Origin of the sequence: Pseudomonas sp. A2, assembly GCF_023100865.1 — a bacterium.
GTDB lineage: Bacteria > Pseudomonadota > Gammaproteobacteria > Pseudomonadales > Pseudomonadaceae > Aquipseudomonas > Aquipseudomonas asiatica.
Genome location: NZ_CP039127.1, coordinates 5,142,885 through 5,157,509, shown reverse-complemented (window position 1 = coordinate 5,157,509; position 14,625 = coordinate 5,142,885). Strand labels below are relative to the sequence as shown.

Here is a 14,625-nt window from a genome sequence, read left to right as displayed (position 1 = left end):
CGCTGGGCCTTCTGTAGGAGCAGCCTTGTGCTGCGAATGGAGGGCGGAGCCCTCCCAGGGGCCTGGCGCTGGAAACAATGGTTAGCAACCTACCATTGTCCGCCCCCGCAATGCAGCAGCTTTTTAGTTGGCAATCATCACCTGATGGGTTTTCAGGTCTGCCTCATGGGCTGCCAGAATCTCCGGCAGCGAGTTGCGCAGGTACTCCACCCAGGTCTTGATCTTGGCATCCAGGTACTGCCGCGATGGGTAGATGGCGTACAGGTTCAGCTCCTGCAGCCGGTACTCGGGCAGCACCCGTACCAGGCTGCCATCGCGCAGGCCGTCGATGGCCGAATAGATTGGCAGCACGCCCACGCCCATGCCGCTGCGGATGGCGGTCTTCATGGCATCGGCAGTATTGACCATGAACGGCGAGCTGGTGATGTTGACCATCTCCTGGCCTTCCGGCCCGTCGAACAGCCATTTCTCCAACGGGATCACCGGGCTGACCATGCGCAGGCAGGCGTGCTTGAGCAGGTCGGCAGGCTTGTGCGCAACGCCGTGGCGGGCGATGTAGGCGGGCGAGGCGCAGACGATGCTGTAGGTGATGCCCAGGCGCTGGGACACGAACCCCGAGTCGGGCAGTTCGGTGGCCAGCACGATGGACACGTCATAGCCCTCGTCGAGCAGGTCGGGCACGCGGTTGGCCATGGTCAGGTCGAAGGTCACGTCCGGGTGCGATTCGCGGTAGCGGGCGATGGCGTCGACCACGAAGTGCTGACCGACCCCGGTCATCGAGTGCACCTTCAACTGCCCGGCCGGGCGGGCATGGGCGTCGCTGGCCTCGGCTTCGGCTTCTTCGACATAGGTAAGAATCTGTTCGCAACGCATCAGGTAGCGCTTGCCGGCTTCGGTCAGCGCAATGCGTCGGGTTGTACGGTTGAGCAGCCTTGTTTGCAGATGGGCTTCCAGGTTGGATACCGCCCGCGACACGTTCGCGGTGGTTGTATCCAGTTGCCCGGCGGCAGCGGTAAAGCTGCCGAGTTGGGCTACGCAACTGAAAGCACGCATGTTTTGCAGGGTGTCCATGGGTCACTCTCGATGTAGAGGACAAAATTGTGTCACGAAGTAACGTAAAAGAGATGAAAAGTTGCCTTCGACCAAAGGCGGATTATCGCTGTTTTGGTAACAAAGATTCGCAGGAATCCACGCTTATCGCCAGTGCTGCCGCCCCCTAGAATTGCCCGGCCCCTTCACCTCTTCCTCGGGAAATCGCAGCTGTGCCGCGTCGCATCATCAGAACGCTCAATGCGTTCAGTGCCTGTGCCCTTGCCCTCACCTTGAGCGGCTGTATCGGAACCTGGGGCATTGCCCCGCAAAGCAAGACGCTGCAAGCCAATACCCTGACCACCGACGCGGCCATACGCGAAGCCGCGACCGACGCCCACTGGCCCGACCAGCAGTGGTGGCACGCCTATGGCGACCCACAGCTGGACCGCTGGGTTGCCCTGGCCGTGGCCGGCAGCCCGAGCTTGGCCATGGCTGCTGCGCGGGTACGCGAAGCCAAGGCCATGGCCGGCGTGGTCGAATCGGCGGAAAAACTCCAGGCCAACGGCCAGGCCACGCTCAAGCGCCACAACTGGCCTGAAGACCAGTTCTATGGCCCGGGCGCGCTATCCGGCGCCAATACCTGGGACAACAACGCCGCCATTGGCTTCAGCTATGCACTCGACCTGTGGGGCCGCGAACGCAACGCCAGCGAGCAGGCCGTGGACCAGGCGCACATGAGCGTGGCCGAAGCCCGCCAGGCGCAGCTGGAGCTGCAGAACAACGTGGTGCGCGCCTACATCCAGCTGAGCCTGCACTTCGCCCAGCGCGATATCGTCAAGGCCGAGCTGGAACAGCAGGAGCAGATCCTGGCCCTGGCCAAGCGCCGCCTGGATGCCGGCATCGGCACTCACTTCGAAGTCAGCCAGGCCGAAGCACCGTTGCCGGAAACCCACCGCCAGCTCGACAGCCTGGACGAAGAAATTGCCCTGGCCCGCAACCAGCTGGCCGCCCTGGCCGGCAAGGGCCCGGGGGAGGGTGCGCAGTTGCAGCGCCCGAGCCTGGCCCTGGCCGCGCCGCTGAAGCTGCCGTCGAACCTGCCGGCCGAACTGGTCGGCCAGCGCCCCGACGTGGTCGCCAGCCGTTGGCAGGTGGCCGCCCAGGCGCGGGGCATCGATGTCGCCCACGCCGGCTTCTTCCCCAACGTCGACCTGGTCGGCAGCCTTGGCTTCATGGCAACCGGTGGTGGCCCGCTGGAATTCCTCACCGGGCGCAAGTTCAACTACAACGTCGGCCCGGCCATCAGCCTGCCGATCTTCGACGGTGGCCGCCTGCGCTCGCAGCTGGGCGTGGCCTCGGCGGGCTATGACGTGGCCGTGGCGCGCTACAACCAGACCGTGGTCGGTGCGCTGAAGAACATCTCCGACCAGCTGATTCGCCGTGAGTCGATGAAGGAGCAGTCGCACTTCGCCGCCGAGTCGGTAGCGGCCGCGCAGAAAACCTACGACATCGCCATGGTCGCCTTCCAGCGTGGCCTTACCGACTACCTCAACGTGCTCAACGCCCAGACCTTGCTGTTCCGCCAGCAGCAGGTGCAACAGCAGGTGCAGGCTGCCCGCCTGATTGCCCATGCCGAGCTGGTCACCGCCCTGGGCGGTGGCTTGCAGGCTGGTCAGGATGTGCCGAAAGAGGAGCGCCAGGCCGCACCGAAAACCCCGGCCACCCTGGCCATTTTCGACAAGAAGCCGGATAACGCCGAATGAGCATTTCCAGTTTGCCCGTGCGCTGGCTGCAGAGCCTGGAATGGCGCCGGGGCTTCTTTGCCTGGGCGCGCACCGACGGGGTGACCTGGGTGTACATCTTCAAGGTGCTGGCCGCTGCGTTCATCACCCTGTGGCTGGCCATGCGCCTGGAGTTGCCGCAACCGCGCACGGCGATGATCACCGTGTTCATCGTCATGCAGCCGCAAAGCGGGCATGTGTTTGCCAAAAGCTTCTACCGGGTGCTCGGCACCCTGGCCGGCTCGGCGATGATGGTGGCGCTGATCGCCATATTCCCGCAGAACACCGAGCTGTTCCTGCCCAGCCTGGCCCTGTGGGTAGGCCTGTGCTCGGCCGGTGCCATGCGCTACCGCACCTTCCGCGCCTATGGCTTCGTGCTGGCCGGCTACACCGCGGCCATGATTGGCCTGCCGGTGCTTGAGCACCCTGACCAGGCGTTCATGGCGGCGGTATGGCGGGTGCTGGAAATCGCCCTGGGCATTCTGGTGTCGACCTTCGTCAGCGCCGCGATCCTGCCGCAGTCGGCCAGTGCCGCCATGCGCAACGCCCTGTACCAGCGCTTTGGCGTTTTCGCGGGGGTGGTGGTCGAGGCCCTGCGTGGTGAAAGCCAGCGGGACCGCTTCGAGAGCAGCAACGTGCGCTTCGTCGCTGAAGCAGTGGGCCTCGAGAGCCTGCGCAACGTCACCGCCTTCGAAGACCCGCACATGCGCCGGCGCTCTGGTCGCCTGGTGCGCATGAACAGCGAGTTCATGGCCATCACCACGCGCTTCAATGCCCTGCACCGTTTGCTGGAACGCCTTCGCGCCCGCGGCCCGCTGCAGATCGTCGGCGCCATCGAGCCAGGCCTGAACACCCTGGTGGAGCTGTTGCAGCCTTACGTGGGCCGGGCGCTGACCGACGCCGATGCGCTGCGCCTGACCCTGGAGCTGGCCGCCTACAAGGAAGGCTTGCAGGCACAGGTGCGCGGCTTGCGCGCCGAGTACCTGGCAACCGAGCCGAGCGAGTCCGACCTGCTCGACTTCCATACTGCCTTCGAGCTGCTCTACCGCTTCGTCGACGAGATGTACAGTTATGCCGAAACCCATGCCTCGCTGGCAGCGCACCGGCACGAACGCGAGCAGTGGGATGAGCCCTACGTGGCGCAGACCAGCTGGCTGGTATCGTTGGCCGCCGGTGTGCGCGCCTCGGCGGTGCTGTTGTTGCTGGGCAGCTACTGGCTGTTCAGCGACTGGCCCAGCGGCGCCATGATGACCCTGATCGCCACCGTCACCGTGGGCCTGTCTGCGGCCTCGCCGAACCCCAAGCGCATGTCGTTCCAGATGGCCTGCGGCACGGCGATTGGTGCCTTCGTCGGCTTCTTCGAAACCTTCTTCGTGTTCCCCTGGATCGACGGTTTCCCGCTGCTGTGCATGGTCCTGGCACCGGTGTTCGTACTGGGCGCGTTCCTCTCGTCACGGCCGGCCTATGCCGGGTACGGCATCGGCCTGCTGGTGTTCTTCGCCATCGGCTCGGTGCCGAACAACCTCACCGTGTATGACCCGTACACCTTCATCAACGACTACATCGGCATGGTCATCGGCATGTTCGTCTGTGCCGCTGCCGGGGCGATCATCCTGCCGCCCAACAGCCGCTGGCTGTGGAGCCGCCTGGAGCAGGAACTGCGCGAGCAGGTGCTGTTCGCCATCAGCGGGCGCCTGCGCGGCCTGGGTTCAGCCTTCGAAAGCCGCACCCGTGACCTGCTGCACCAGGCCTATGGCCTGGCAGCCGGCAAGCCGCAGGTACAGAGCCAGTTGATGGGCTGGATGTTCACCGTGCTGGAAATCGGCCATGCCATCATCGAGCTGCGCAAGGAGCAGGCCCGCGCGCCGGTGCACCCGGCCTACGCCGAGTCGCAGCCCTGGCGCCAGGCGATCCGCGTGATGGGCCGTGCCCTGGCCCGGTTGTTCCTGCAGCCCAGCGCCAGCAACCACGAACGCGCGCTGGTGGCAGTGGACCACGCCATCGCCCGCGTGCAGGCCACCGACGAGCCCTTCGCCCGCCACTTCGACACTTCGGTGCTGCGCCGCGCGCAAAGCTACCTGCACTTCATCCGATCTTCCCTGCTCGACCCACAGTCGCCGTTGGCACCGGCGAAAGGACTGCACGATGCTCCGTGAAACCATGCCCCGTGAAATCGCCTTCCATGGCGTGTACATGCCCACCATGACCTTGATGTTCCTGTTCGCCCTGGGCCTGGCCTGGGGCCTGGACCGATACATCGCCAGCCATGATGGCTACCGCTTCTTCTGGCACCCGGCGCTGCTGCGCCTGAGCCTGTTCGTCTGCCTGTTCGGCGCCCTGGCGCTGTCGCTCTACTGGTGAGAATCCTTCGATGAAAAAGTTCTTCAGCCTGATCGCCACCCTGTTGGTGCTTGCCGCTGCCGTGGTGATCGGTCGCCAGTTGTGGCTGCATTACATGACCACGCCTTGGACTCGCGACGGCCGTGTGCGTGCCGACATCATCAACGTCGCTGCCGACGTGCCTGGCTATGTGGTGGACGTGCCGGTCAAGGACAACCAGCGGGTGAAGAAGGGCGACCTGCTGATCCAGATCGACCCTGAGCACTACCAGCTGGCGGTCGACCAGGCCAAGGCGCAGGTTGCGTCGCGCAAGGCCACCTGGGAGATGCGCAAGGTCAACGCCAAGCGCCGTGCCGACATGGACAACCTGGTGATCTCCAAGGAAAACCGCGACGACGCCAGCAACATCGCCAACTCCGCCCAGGCGGACTACCAGCAGGCCCTTGCCGAGCTGGCTGCCGCCGAACTGAACCTCAAACGCACCCATATCGTGGCCACGGTGGACGGCTATGTGACCAACCTGAATATCCACAAGGGTGACTATGCGCGTACCGGTGAAGCGGTGATGGCGGTGGTCGACGAGAATTCGTTCTGGGTATACGGGTTCTTCGAGGAGACCAAGCTGCCGCATGTGAAGGTGGGTGACCAGGCCGAGCTGCAGATGATGAGCGGCGAGCGCATCAAGGGTCACGTGGAGAGCATCGCCCGCGGCATCTACGACCGCGACAACCCACAGAGCCGCGAGTTGATCGCCGATGTGAACCCGACCTTCAACTGGGTGCGGCTGGCGCAGCGGGTGCCGGTGCGCATTCATATCGATGAAGTGCCGGACGGGTTTTTGCTGGCGGCGGGTACGACTTGTACGGTGGTGGTGAAGCCGAGCGAGGGCTGAGCCGGGGTGAGGTGGTGCAGCTACTGGCCTCTTCGCGGGCTTGCCCGCTCCCACAAGTGGAGCGCTGCTCTTGGGGCTGGCGCAAATCCTGTGGGAGCGGCGCAGTTAGCTCGCTGCCCCCACCAACACTGGTACCCTCACCCGATCAATCACCTTCGCGCTGATCGACGGGTCCAGCATCCGCCCCAGCCGCGACAGGTGGCGGTGGCCCATGATGATCAGTTCACAATTCAGTTCCTGCGCCTTGGCCACGATCGCCTCGACCGGCTGCCCGGCCACCATGCAGCCCCGGCTGGCGAAGCCGGCTTGCTGCAACTCGCGCACCGCCTCGGCCACGGCCTGGTCGGCCTGGTGCTGCTCTTCGCAGGCGGCGGGGTATTCTTCCAGTTCTTCTGCGGTGTAAGGCGCGGGTTGGTCATGGACGGCGAAGGTCGAGTCGATGGCCAGCAGCACATGCAGTTCGTGCTCGCCGGGGCTGCAGTAGCGGCGAGCGAGGGTGAGCAGGGCAGTGGATGCATGGGAGGCGTCGATGGCGATCAGGACGGGGCTGGGCATGTGGGGTCCTTGGCAAAAGCTGGGTGATGTATCTGCATGGGCGGCCCTTTCGCGGGCATGCCCGCTCCCACAGGTACCGCACATCACTCGAGCATTGTGGGGTTCCTGTGGGAGCGGGCGTGCCCGCGAAAGGGTCAGACCTGCCGATGCTTCATTTAAGGCCGAACACTGCCAGTGAATAAATGCCCCACCACGCACGAGCGCATTGCGTCTGGTGCAATCCAGCAACCTGCTACCATCGCCATTCCCCACAGCTGTAACGGAAAACGGCCATGCAACTCCCGGACATGAACCTGCTCGTCGCCCTCGATGCCCTGCTCGACGAAGGCAGCGTGGTCGGCGCGGCGCAGCGCATGAACCTCAGCCCGGCGGCGATGAGCCGGACCCTGGGGCGTATCCGCGATGCGTTGGGTGACCCGATCCTGGTGCGCGCCGGTCGCGGCCTGGTGCCGACGCCGCGGGCGCTGGCCCTGCGCGAGCAGGTGGCGGCGTTGGTGGAGCAGGCCGGCGAGGTGTTCCGCAGTGGCGACGAGGTCGACCTGCCCAAGCTTGACCGAGCCTTCAACATCCGCACCAACGACCTGTTCATCGCCCTGTACGGCGCCCAGTTGCTGCGGCGCATGCACGAGCAGGCACCGCGCACGGTGCTGCGCTTCGTGCCGGAAAGCCCCGGCGGCGATGACGACAGCGTGCTGCGCGACGGGCGTACCGACCTGATCATCAGCTCGACCGTGGACCTGGGGCCGGAGATCAAGGTACAGAGCCTGTTCCAGACCTACTATGTGGGCCTGGCGCGGCGCGACCACCCGATCTTCGAGCAGCCGATCACGGCGCACAGTTTTGCCAGTTATCCACAGATCAGCGTGTCCCGCCGTGGACGGGCCAATGGGCCGATCGATGTGGAGCTGGCCAACTTCAAGGTGCAGCGGCGGGTGGCACTGATTACCCCGAGTTTTCACTCGGCGCTTTTCTCGCTGCCGGATTCCGACCTGATCCTGCCGATGCCGGCCAACATTCTCAACAGCGTGCACAAGCTAGGGTTGCCGCTGCGCTCGTTCGAGATCCCGGTGCCGCTAGAGCGGGTCAACGTGCTGCAGGCATGGCACCCACGGTTTCACAATGACCCCGCGCATCGGTGGTTGCGGCAGACCCTGAAGGCTTGCTGCAGTGTCGACCCTTGAGTGATGTACTGCCTGGGCCGGCCTTTTCGCGGGTGAACCCGCTCCCACAGGTACAACACACCTCTCAAGGCTTGTGATGTCCCTCTGGGAGCGGGTTCACCCGCGAAGCAGGCGACTGGGTTTTGAAGTGGATTGCGCCTGACGCAACATAAACCTACCGATAAGTCAGTTTTCGTCAGCATTCGACCTTCTTAGACTTGCTCCAGTCGCAAATTTGTTGCTGGAGATGTCTGCCCATGAGTTCCCTGTCCGCCCCGTCTGCCGCGATTGCCGCCGCCCCCGCGCCGGCCGCGCCTGCGCAGACTGCGTTCGGCCTGCAGGTAGTGGTCGGGCTGTTCGGTGTGCTGCTGGCCGTGTTGTGCGCGGGCCTCAACGAGTCGGTGACCAAGATCTCCCTGGCCGATATCCGTGGGGCCATGGGCATCGGTGCCGACGAAGGCGCCTGGCTGCTGGCGGTCTACAGCGCCGCCTCGGTTTCGGCCATGGCCTTCGCGCCATGGCTGGCCACCACGTTCTCGCTGCGGCGCTTCACCATGAGCGCCATCGGCCTGTTCGCCGTGCTCGGCCTGCTGCAACCGTTCGCCCCCAACCTGCACAGCCTGATGCTGCTGCGTGTGCTCCAGGGCTTTGCCTCTGGCGCCTTGCCGCCGATGCTGATGAGCGTGGCCCTGCGCTTCCTGCCACCGGGCATCAAGGTCTATGGCCTAGCCTGCTATGCCCTCACCGCCACCTTCGGCCCCAACCTCGGCACGCCGCTGGCAGGGCTGTGGACTGAATACGTCGGTTGGCAGTGGGCGTTCTGGCAGATCATCCTGCCCTCGGCGCTGGCCATGTTCTGCGTCGGTTGGGGCCTGCCGCAGGACCCGCTGCGCCTGGAGCGCTTCAAGCAGTTCGACTGGCGCGGCGTGCTGCTCGGCCTGCCCGCCATCAGCTGCATCGTGCTGGGCCTGTCGCTGGGTGACCGCTGGGGCTGGTTCGATTCGCCGCTGATCTGCTGGCTGCTCGGCGGTGGCCTGCTGTTGCTGGTGCTGTTCATGTACAACGAATGGTCCGAGCCGTTGCCATTCTTCCAGTTGCGCATGCTGTCGCGGCGCAACCTGAGTTTCGCCCTGGTGACCCTGGCCGGTGTGCTGATCGTGCTCTCGGGCATTGGCAGCATTCCGTCGGCCTACCTGGCGCAGATTCAGGGCTACCGCCCGGCGCAGACCAGCCCGCTGATGATGCTGGTGGCCATGCCGCAGCTGGTCGCCCTGCCGTTGACGGCGGCGCTGTGCAATATCCGCGCAGTGGACTGCCGCTGGGTGCTAGGGATCGGCCTGGCGATGCTGGCGGTGTCCTGTGTCGGCAGCAGCCTGCTGACCAGCGAGTGGATCCGAGGCGATTTCTACCCGTTCTACCTGTTGCAGGTGTTCGGCCAGCCAATGGCAGTGCTGCCGCTGCTGATGCTGTCCACCAACGGCATGACCCCGCAGGAAGGCCCGTTCGCCTCCAGCTGGTTCAACACCGTCAAGGGCCTGGCCGCGGTGATCGCCGGTGGCCTGCTGGACGCCCTTGGCACCCTGCGTCGGCACTTCCATTCCAACCACCTGGTGGACAGCCTGGGCAACGCCCCGCTGGTCGATGGTAACGCAGCCGGCTTGGCCAGGCGCATCCACGACCAGGCGCTGGTGCTGACCTCGGCCGACCTCTACCTGGTCATGGCCTGCATTGCCGTGGCCCTGATCTGCCTGATTCCTTTCGTGCCTACCCGGGTCTATCCGCCGCGCGCGGTGGCCTGAACCCTGGATGAATTCGAGAACCACTTAAATGACCAACAACCGCAAAACCCTGTTCATCGGCTCGGTGCTTGCCGTGGCCGTCCTGGCTGCCATCGTCGGTCCGTGGATGTTTGGCAGCGACCACCGCCAGAGCACCAATGACGCGTATGTTGTCGCCGACTACACCGTGGTCGCGCCCAAGATCGCCGGCTTCATCAAGGAGGTGCTGGTGGAGGACAACCAGCAGGTCAAGGCCGGCCAGTTGCTGGCTACCATCGATGCCCGTGACTACCAGGCCGCGCTGGATGCTGCGCAGGCGCAGTTGTTGGTGGCTCAGGCGCAAAGCGCCGATGCCCGTGCCACGCTCGAGCGCCAGGCGTCGCTGATTGCCCAGGCTGAGGCTGCAGTGAAAGCGGCCCAGGCCGAAGCTGCGTTCGCCGACCATGAGGTCAACCGCTACAGCCGCCTGGCCGAGCAAGGTGCCGGCACCGTGCAGAACGCCCAGCAGGCACGCAGCGGGGTCGACCAGGCCCGCGCACGCCTGGCCAATGCCCAGGCGGCACTGGTAGCGGCGCGCAAGCAGGTGGATATCCTTACCGCCCAGGTGGCCAGTGCCGACGGCCAGCTTAAGCGGGCCGAGGCAGGGCTGGAAAAGGCCCAGCTCGATCTGTCCTACACCCGCATCACCGCACCGGTGGACGGCATGGTCGGCGAGCGTGCCTTGCGTGTCGGTGCCTACGTCAACCCGGGCGCCCGCCTGCTGTCGGTGGTGCCGTTGCAGCAGGCCTACGTGGTCGGCAACTTCCAGGAAACCCAGCTGACCCACGTACAGCCTGGCCAGGCCGTGAGCATCAGCGTCGACACCTTTGCCGGTGAGAAGCTGCAAGGCCATGTGGAAAGCATCGCCCCGGCCACCGGCGTGACCTTCGCTGCGGTCAAGCCGGACAACGCTACCGGCAACTTCACCAAGGTGGTGCAGCGCATCCCGGTGAAAATCGTTTTCGATGACGGCCAGCCGCTGCTTGCCCGCCTGCGCGTGGGCATGTCGGTGGAAGCGACCATCGACACCCGTGGTGACAAGCTGGACGGCAAAGAGGTAAGTGCACGATGAAAGCGGCATTACGCTTGAGCCCGTTGCTGCTGGCCGTATTGATGGCCGGCTGCACCTTGGGCCCTGACTTCCAGCGCCCTGACAGCCAGGCCCCGCAACAGTGGGCGCCGCTGCAAGGCGAGGCGGCGGCCAGCCAGCCGCAGGCCGAACCGCTGGAACTGCGCTGGTGGGAGAGCTTCCACGACGCCCGCCTGAGTGCCTTGATCCAACGCGTTGCCGAGCGCAATCTCGACCTGCAGATGGCCAGCGCCCGCCTGCTGCAAAGCCGCGCCCTGCGCAGCACCGTAGCTGCCGACGAAGTACCGTCGGTGGATGTGAACGCTGGCTACAGCCGCTCGCGCAACAGTGCCGAAGGCCTGAGTGACCCGTCCGGCAAGGCGGGCAAGGAAGCCTTCAACCTCTGGCAGGGTGACCTTGTGGCCGGCTGGGAGCTGGACCTGTGGGGCCGTGTGCGGCGCCAGGTCGAGGCTGCCGATGCCACGGTCGAAGTGGCCGAGAACGACCGCCGCGGCGTGCTGTTGGCATTGCTTTCGGAAACCGCCGGCAACTATATCCAGCTGCGCGCTGTGCAGCACACCATCGATGTGACCCGCGACAACCTCAAGGTCGCCCAGCACAGCCTGAAATTGTCCGAAAACCGCCAGGCCGAAGGTGTCGCCACGCGCCTGGACGTGGCTCAGGCCAGTGCCCAGGTCGCCTCGATCGAGTCGCGCCTGCCAAGCCTGGAAGCGCGGCGCGATGACCTGATCAACGCTCTCAGCCTGCTCGCCGCCGAACCGCCGCGCAGCCTGCAGGCCGAGTTGCTGCAGGGCGGCGAACTGCCTACGCCGCAGCAGAAGTTCGCCATTGGCCTGCCGTCCGAACTGGCCGAACGCCGCCCGGACATTCGCCAGGCCGAGGCCCGCCTGCATGCCGCCACCGCCAGCATTGGCGTGGCCAAGGCCGACTTCTACCCCAGCATCCGGCTGTCGGGCAGTGTCGGGTTCCAGGCCATGCAGCTGTCCGATTTCGGCGCCTGGGATTCACGCCGCTTCGCCTTCGGGCCGCAGCTGTCGCTGCCGATCTTCGAGGGTGGCCGGCTCAAGGGCACCTTGGAGCTGCGCGAGGCGCAGCAGCAGGAAGCGGCGCTGAACTACCGCAAGGTGGTGCTGGGTGCCTGGCATGAAATCGACGATGTGCTACGCCTGTACAACGCCAGCCAGCTGCGCCGCGACCACTTGGCCGAGGCGGTGCGGCAGAACCGCATCGCCCTGGAAACTGCCCAGCGCCAGTATGTGGAAGGGGCGGTGGACTTTCTCAATGTGCTGACGGTGCAGGGGGCTTTGCTGGCCAGCGAGGAGCAGTGGATCGACAGTTCTGCGGCGGTGTCGCAGGCGCTGGTGGGGTTGTACAAGGCCCTGGGTGGTGGCTGGCAGGCGTTTGATGAGCAGCCTGTGAAGAAGGCATAGCGGCAGGGGGCCGCCCTGCGGCCCTTCGCGGGCATGCCCGCTCCCACAGTTAAACCTGTAGGAGCGGGCGTGCCCGCGAAGGGCTGCGGAGCAGCCCCAGCAATTTCCCAGACAGATGAGGAGGCACAGATGCACATTTCCCTGAACGGCAAGCGCGCCATCGTCAGCGGCTCCACCGCCGGCATCGGCCTGGCCATCGCCATCGGCCTGGCCGAGGCGGGGGCCGAAGTGGTCCTCAACGGTCGCACCCAGGCCCGGGTCGACGAAGCCCTCAAGGTAGTGCGCGAGCGCCTGCCGCAGGCGCGCATCATCGGCATCGCTGCCGACCTGGGCACCCAGGCCGGTGCGCAGACGCTTTTCAAGCAGGTGCCGCACACCGACATCCTGGTCAACAACCTGGGCATCTTCGAGCCCAAGCCGTTCTTCGAGATCGAGGATGAGGACTGGCAGCGTTTCTTCGACGTTAATGTGCTCAGTGCCGTTCGCCTGTCGCGCCACTATGCCCCGGGCATGGCCGAGCGCAAATGGGGGCGAGTGGTGTTCCTGTCCAGTGAGTCTGCACTGCAGATCCCGACCGAGATGGTTCATTACGGCATGACCAAGACCGCATTGCTGGCGGTGTCGCGCGGGCTGGCCGAGACCCTGGCTGGCACCGGGGTCACGGTGAACTCGGTGTTGCCGGGGCCTACGCGTTCGGAAGGCGTGGGCGATTTCTTTGCCAGGCTGGCCGAGGAGCAGGGGGTGTCGACTGAAGAGCTGGAAGCCAACTTCCTGGCCGAGCACCGGCCGACCTCGCTGATCAAGCGGCTGGCGACGGTGGAGGAGGTGGCGAACATGGTGGTGTACCTGGCGTCGATGCAGGCCAGTGCCACTACCGGGGCTGCCTTGCGGGTAGATGGCGGGGTGCTGCGTTCCATTGCCTGATCTGTTTTGCCTGTACCGGCCTCTTCGCGGGTAAACCCGCTCCCACAGGTATCGCACAGGACTCAAATTCTGTGGGGTACCTGTGGGAGCGGGTTTACCCGCGAAGAGGCCAGCACAGGTAACCATTCGATCAGAGCGGGCGCAGCAGGCCAAACCGCTTGCGCAACGCCCAATCCAGCACCCGCCGCGGCAGTAACCGGGCCATCAACGGCAACGCCGTACTGCCGTTCCCCAACCGCACCACCGCCGGCACCGGCGACTTCCCGACCGCTGCCAACACGCCCTGGGCAAACACCGCCGCCGAGGTGGGCTTGTCCTGCGAAGCCCGTGCCCGTGCCTGCACATGCTCGCGCAACGGCCACCACGCCGAATCCGTCGCCAGCACCTGCTCGGCCTGGCGCTGGGCATTGCTGGCGAACTGCGAGGCAATCGCCCCTGGCTGCACTTCCATAACCTGCACACCAAACGGCGCCAGCTCCAGGCGCAAGGCATCGCTCAGGGCATGCACGGCGGCTTTCGAGGCGCAGTAGGCGCCGGCGAATGGCGTGACCAGCACGCCTGATACGCTGCCGATGTTCACCACCAGGCCCCGTGAGCGGCGTAGCTGGGGGAACAATGCGCGGGTAACGCCGACCACGGCGAATACATTGGTTTCGAACTGCTGGCGCAGGGCATCCACACCACCATCGAGCAGCGGGCCCATGGCGCCGTAGCCGGCGTTGTTGATCAGGATATCGAGGTTTACCAGTTCCTCGGCCAGGCGGGCCAGCGCCTCGCTGTCGTTCACATCAAGTTGCCGGGCGGTGAAGCCGGCGGCGTTCAGTTGCTCGACATCCTCAGGTTTGCGGGCGGTAGCCCAGACGTGGTGGCCGGCATCGCGGAAGGCGTCGGCCAAGGCGCGGCCGATGCCGCTGGAACAACCGGTGATCAGGACGGTGGGCATGGTTGGGGCCTGTTGTCAGTGAGGATTGGTTTTTCCTGTGCCGGCCTCTTCGCGGGTAAACCCGCTCCCACAGGTACCCCACAGAATTTGAGACCTGTGTAGTCCGTGTGGGAGCGGGTTTACCCGCGAAGAGGCCGGCACAGGCGATACATTAGTTGGCAAACGTACCTTGCAGATGCTCTGCACGAAACTCCAGGGTCTGCGGCCTGTACCCGGAGCGCAGTGGCGGCAGTGGCAGGCAGTCCTTCCACTCGGCCCCTGGCTGCAGCTCACCCGGCCCACGGTAGCGCGGGGCGTTGTAGGTGTTCTCCGCCAGGTTCACGGTATCGCCCGGCGCATACGCCGCCACCCGCCAGCGCAACTCGGTCAGCGGCACGTCATTGCCATTCTTCATGCGTACCTGCAGGGCGCGGTCGGCGGGGCAGTGTTCGGGGGCGTAGGTCAGGCGCAGGTCCAGGCGGGCCAGTTGCGAGGTTTCGCGGGTGTCCTGCCAGACGACGAACAGGGCCACCAGGCCCAGGCCACAAACGGCAGCCAGCGAGATCGGCAGGGCCTTGGCCGGGTAGCGCAACAGCAGCACCAGCCAGGTGAGGATGAGGAAGGCACCGATGATCATGGGACGTGCAGACCTTGATTGCGCGGGGTCTGACCATCGTAGCCCGAA

At 65.4% G+C, this 14,625-nt stretch carries 13 protein-coding genes; 9 read left to right on the top strand and 4 right to left on the bottom strand.

The features are described 5' to 3' along the window. Positions 1 to 123: 123 nt before the first annotated feature. A complete protein-coding gene (locus tag E5221_RS23880; RefSeq protein WP_013974172.1) occupies positions 124 to 1,071 on the bottom strand; it encodes a LysR family transcriptional regulator in 948 nt (315 codons plus the stop codon). A 191-nt stretch (positions 1,072 to 1,262) separates the two neighbouring features. Here E5221_RS23880 and E5221_RS23875 point away from each other — a divergent pair, with 191 nt between their 5' ends. Genes E5221_RS23875 through E5221_RS23860 form a run of 4 tightly spaced genes read left to right on the top strand, consistent with a single transcriptional unit; the run spans position 1,263 to position 6,042 of the window. Further along, entirely contained in the window at positions 1,263 to 2,792 is a 1,530-nt protein-coding gene (locus E5221_RS23875; protein ID WP_247846545.1) for an efflux transporter outer membrane subunit, read from the top strand. Further along, positions 2,789 to 4,966: an FUSC family protein gene (locus E5221_RS23870; protein ID WP_247846544.1), complete on the top strand. Its 2,178-nt coding sequence runs from the start codon at positions 2,789 to 2,791 to the stop codon at positions 4,964 to 4,966. Before E5221_RS23875 ends, E5221_RS23870 begins: the two co-directional genes overlap by 4 nt. Before the next feature lie 4 nt (positions 4,967 to 4,970). Next, positions 4,971 to 5,171, top strand: coding sequence for a DUF1656 domain-containing protein (locus E5221_RS23865; protein WP_003257154.1), 201 nt, complete (start codon positions 4,971 to 4,973; stop codon positions 5,169 to 5,171). Between the two features lie 10 nt (positions 5,172 to 5,181). Next, on the top strand, positions 5,182 to 6,042 hold the full coding sequence (locus E5221_RS23860; protein ID WP_013974168.1) for an HlyD family secretion protein: 861 nt from the start codon (positions 5,182 to 5,184) through the stop codon (positions 6,040 to 6,042). A 105-nt stretch (positions 6,043 to 6,147) separates the two neighbouring features. Here E5221_RS23860 and E5221_RS23855 read toward each other — a convergent pair whose 3' ends face one another. After that, positions 6,148 to 6,597, bottom strand: coding sequence for a universal stress protein (locus tag E5221_RS23855; protein WP_247846543.1), 450 nt, complete (start codon positions 6,595 to 6,597; stop codon positions 6,148 to 6,150). Positions 6,598 to 6,869: 272 nt separating this feature from the next. Here E5221_RS23855 and E5221_RS23850 point away from each other — a divergent pair, with 272 nt between their 5' ends. The 5 genes from E5221_RS23850 (at position 6,870) to E5221_RS23830 (ending at position 13,018) form a co-directional block, all read left to right on the top strand. After that, positions 6,870 to 7,778 carry a LysR family transcriptional regulator gene (locus E5221_RS23850; RefSeq protein ID WP_024087722.1) on the top strand — a complete coding sequence of 303 codons (909 nt, stop codon included), beginning with the start codon at positions 6,870 to 6,872 and terminating at the stop codon, positions 7,776 to 7,778. Between the two features lie 236 nt (positions 7,779 to 8,014). Further along, positions 8,015 to 9,556 (top strand): MFS transporter, encoded by a 1,542-nt coding sequence (locus E5221_RS23845; protein WP_247846542.1) that lies wholly within the window; start codon positions 8,015 to 8,017, stop codon positions 9,554 to 9,556. Positions 9,557 to 9,584: 28 nt separating this feature from the next. Then, on the top strand, positions 9,585 to 10,646 hold the full coding sequence (locus E5221_RS23840) for an HlyD family secretion protein (protein ID WP_015271753.1): 1,062 nt from the start codon (positions 9,585 to 9,587) through the stop codon (positions 10,644 to 10,646). Beyond that, positions 10,643 to 12,094 carry an efflux transporter outer membrane subunit gene (locus E5221_RS23835; protein ID WP_247846541.1) on the top strand — a complete coding sequence of 484 codons (1,452 nt, stop codon included), beginning with the start codon at positions 10,643 to 10,645 and terminating at the stop codon, positions 12,092 to 12,094. Before E5221_RS23840 ends, E5221_RS23835 begins: the two co-directional genes overlap by 4 nt. A 129-nt stretch (positions 12,095 to 12,223) precedes the next feature. Then, positions 12,224 to 13,018, top strand: coding sequence for an SDR family oxidoreductase (locus tag E5221_RS23830; RefSeq protein ID WP_182328980.1), 795 nt, complete (start codon positions 12,224 to 12,226; stop codon positions 13,016 to 13,018). A gap of 130 nt (positions 13,019 to 13,148) precedes the next feature. Here E5221_RS23830 and E5221_RS23825 read toward each other — a convergent pair whose 3' ends face one another. Both E5221_RS23825 and E5221_RS23820 read right to left on the bottom strand, forming a co-directional pair. Then, on the bottom strand, positions 13,149 to 13,961 hold the full coding sequence (locus E5221_RS23825; RefSeq protein WP_061552458.1) for an SDR family oxidoreductase: 813 nt from the start codon (positions 13,959 to 13,961) through the stop codon (positions 13,149 to 13,151). 151 nt (positions 13,962 to 14,112) lie between these two features. Then, on the bottom strand, positions 14,113 to 14,577 hold the full coding sequence (locus E5221_RS23820) for a hypothetical protein (protein WP_015271749.1): 465 nt from the start codon (positions 14,575 to 14,577) through the stop codon (positions 14,113 to 14,115). Between the last annotated feature and the right edge of the window lie 48 nt (positions 14,578 to 14,625).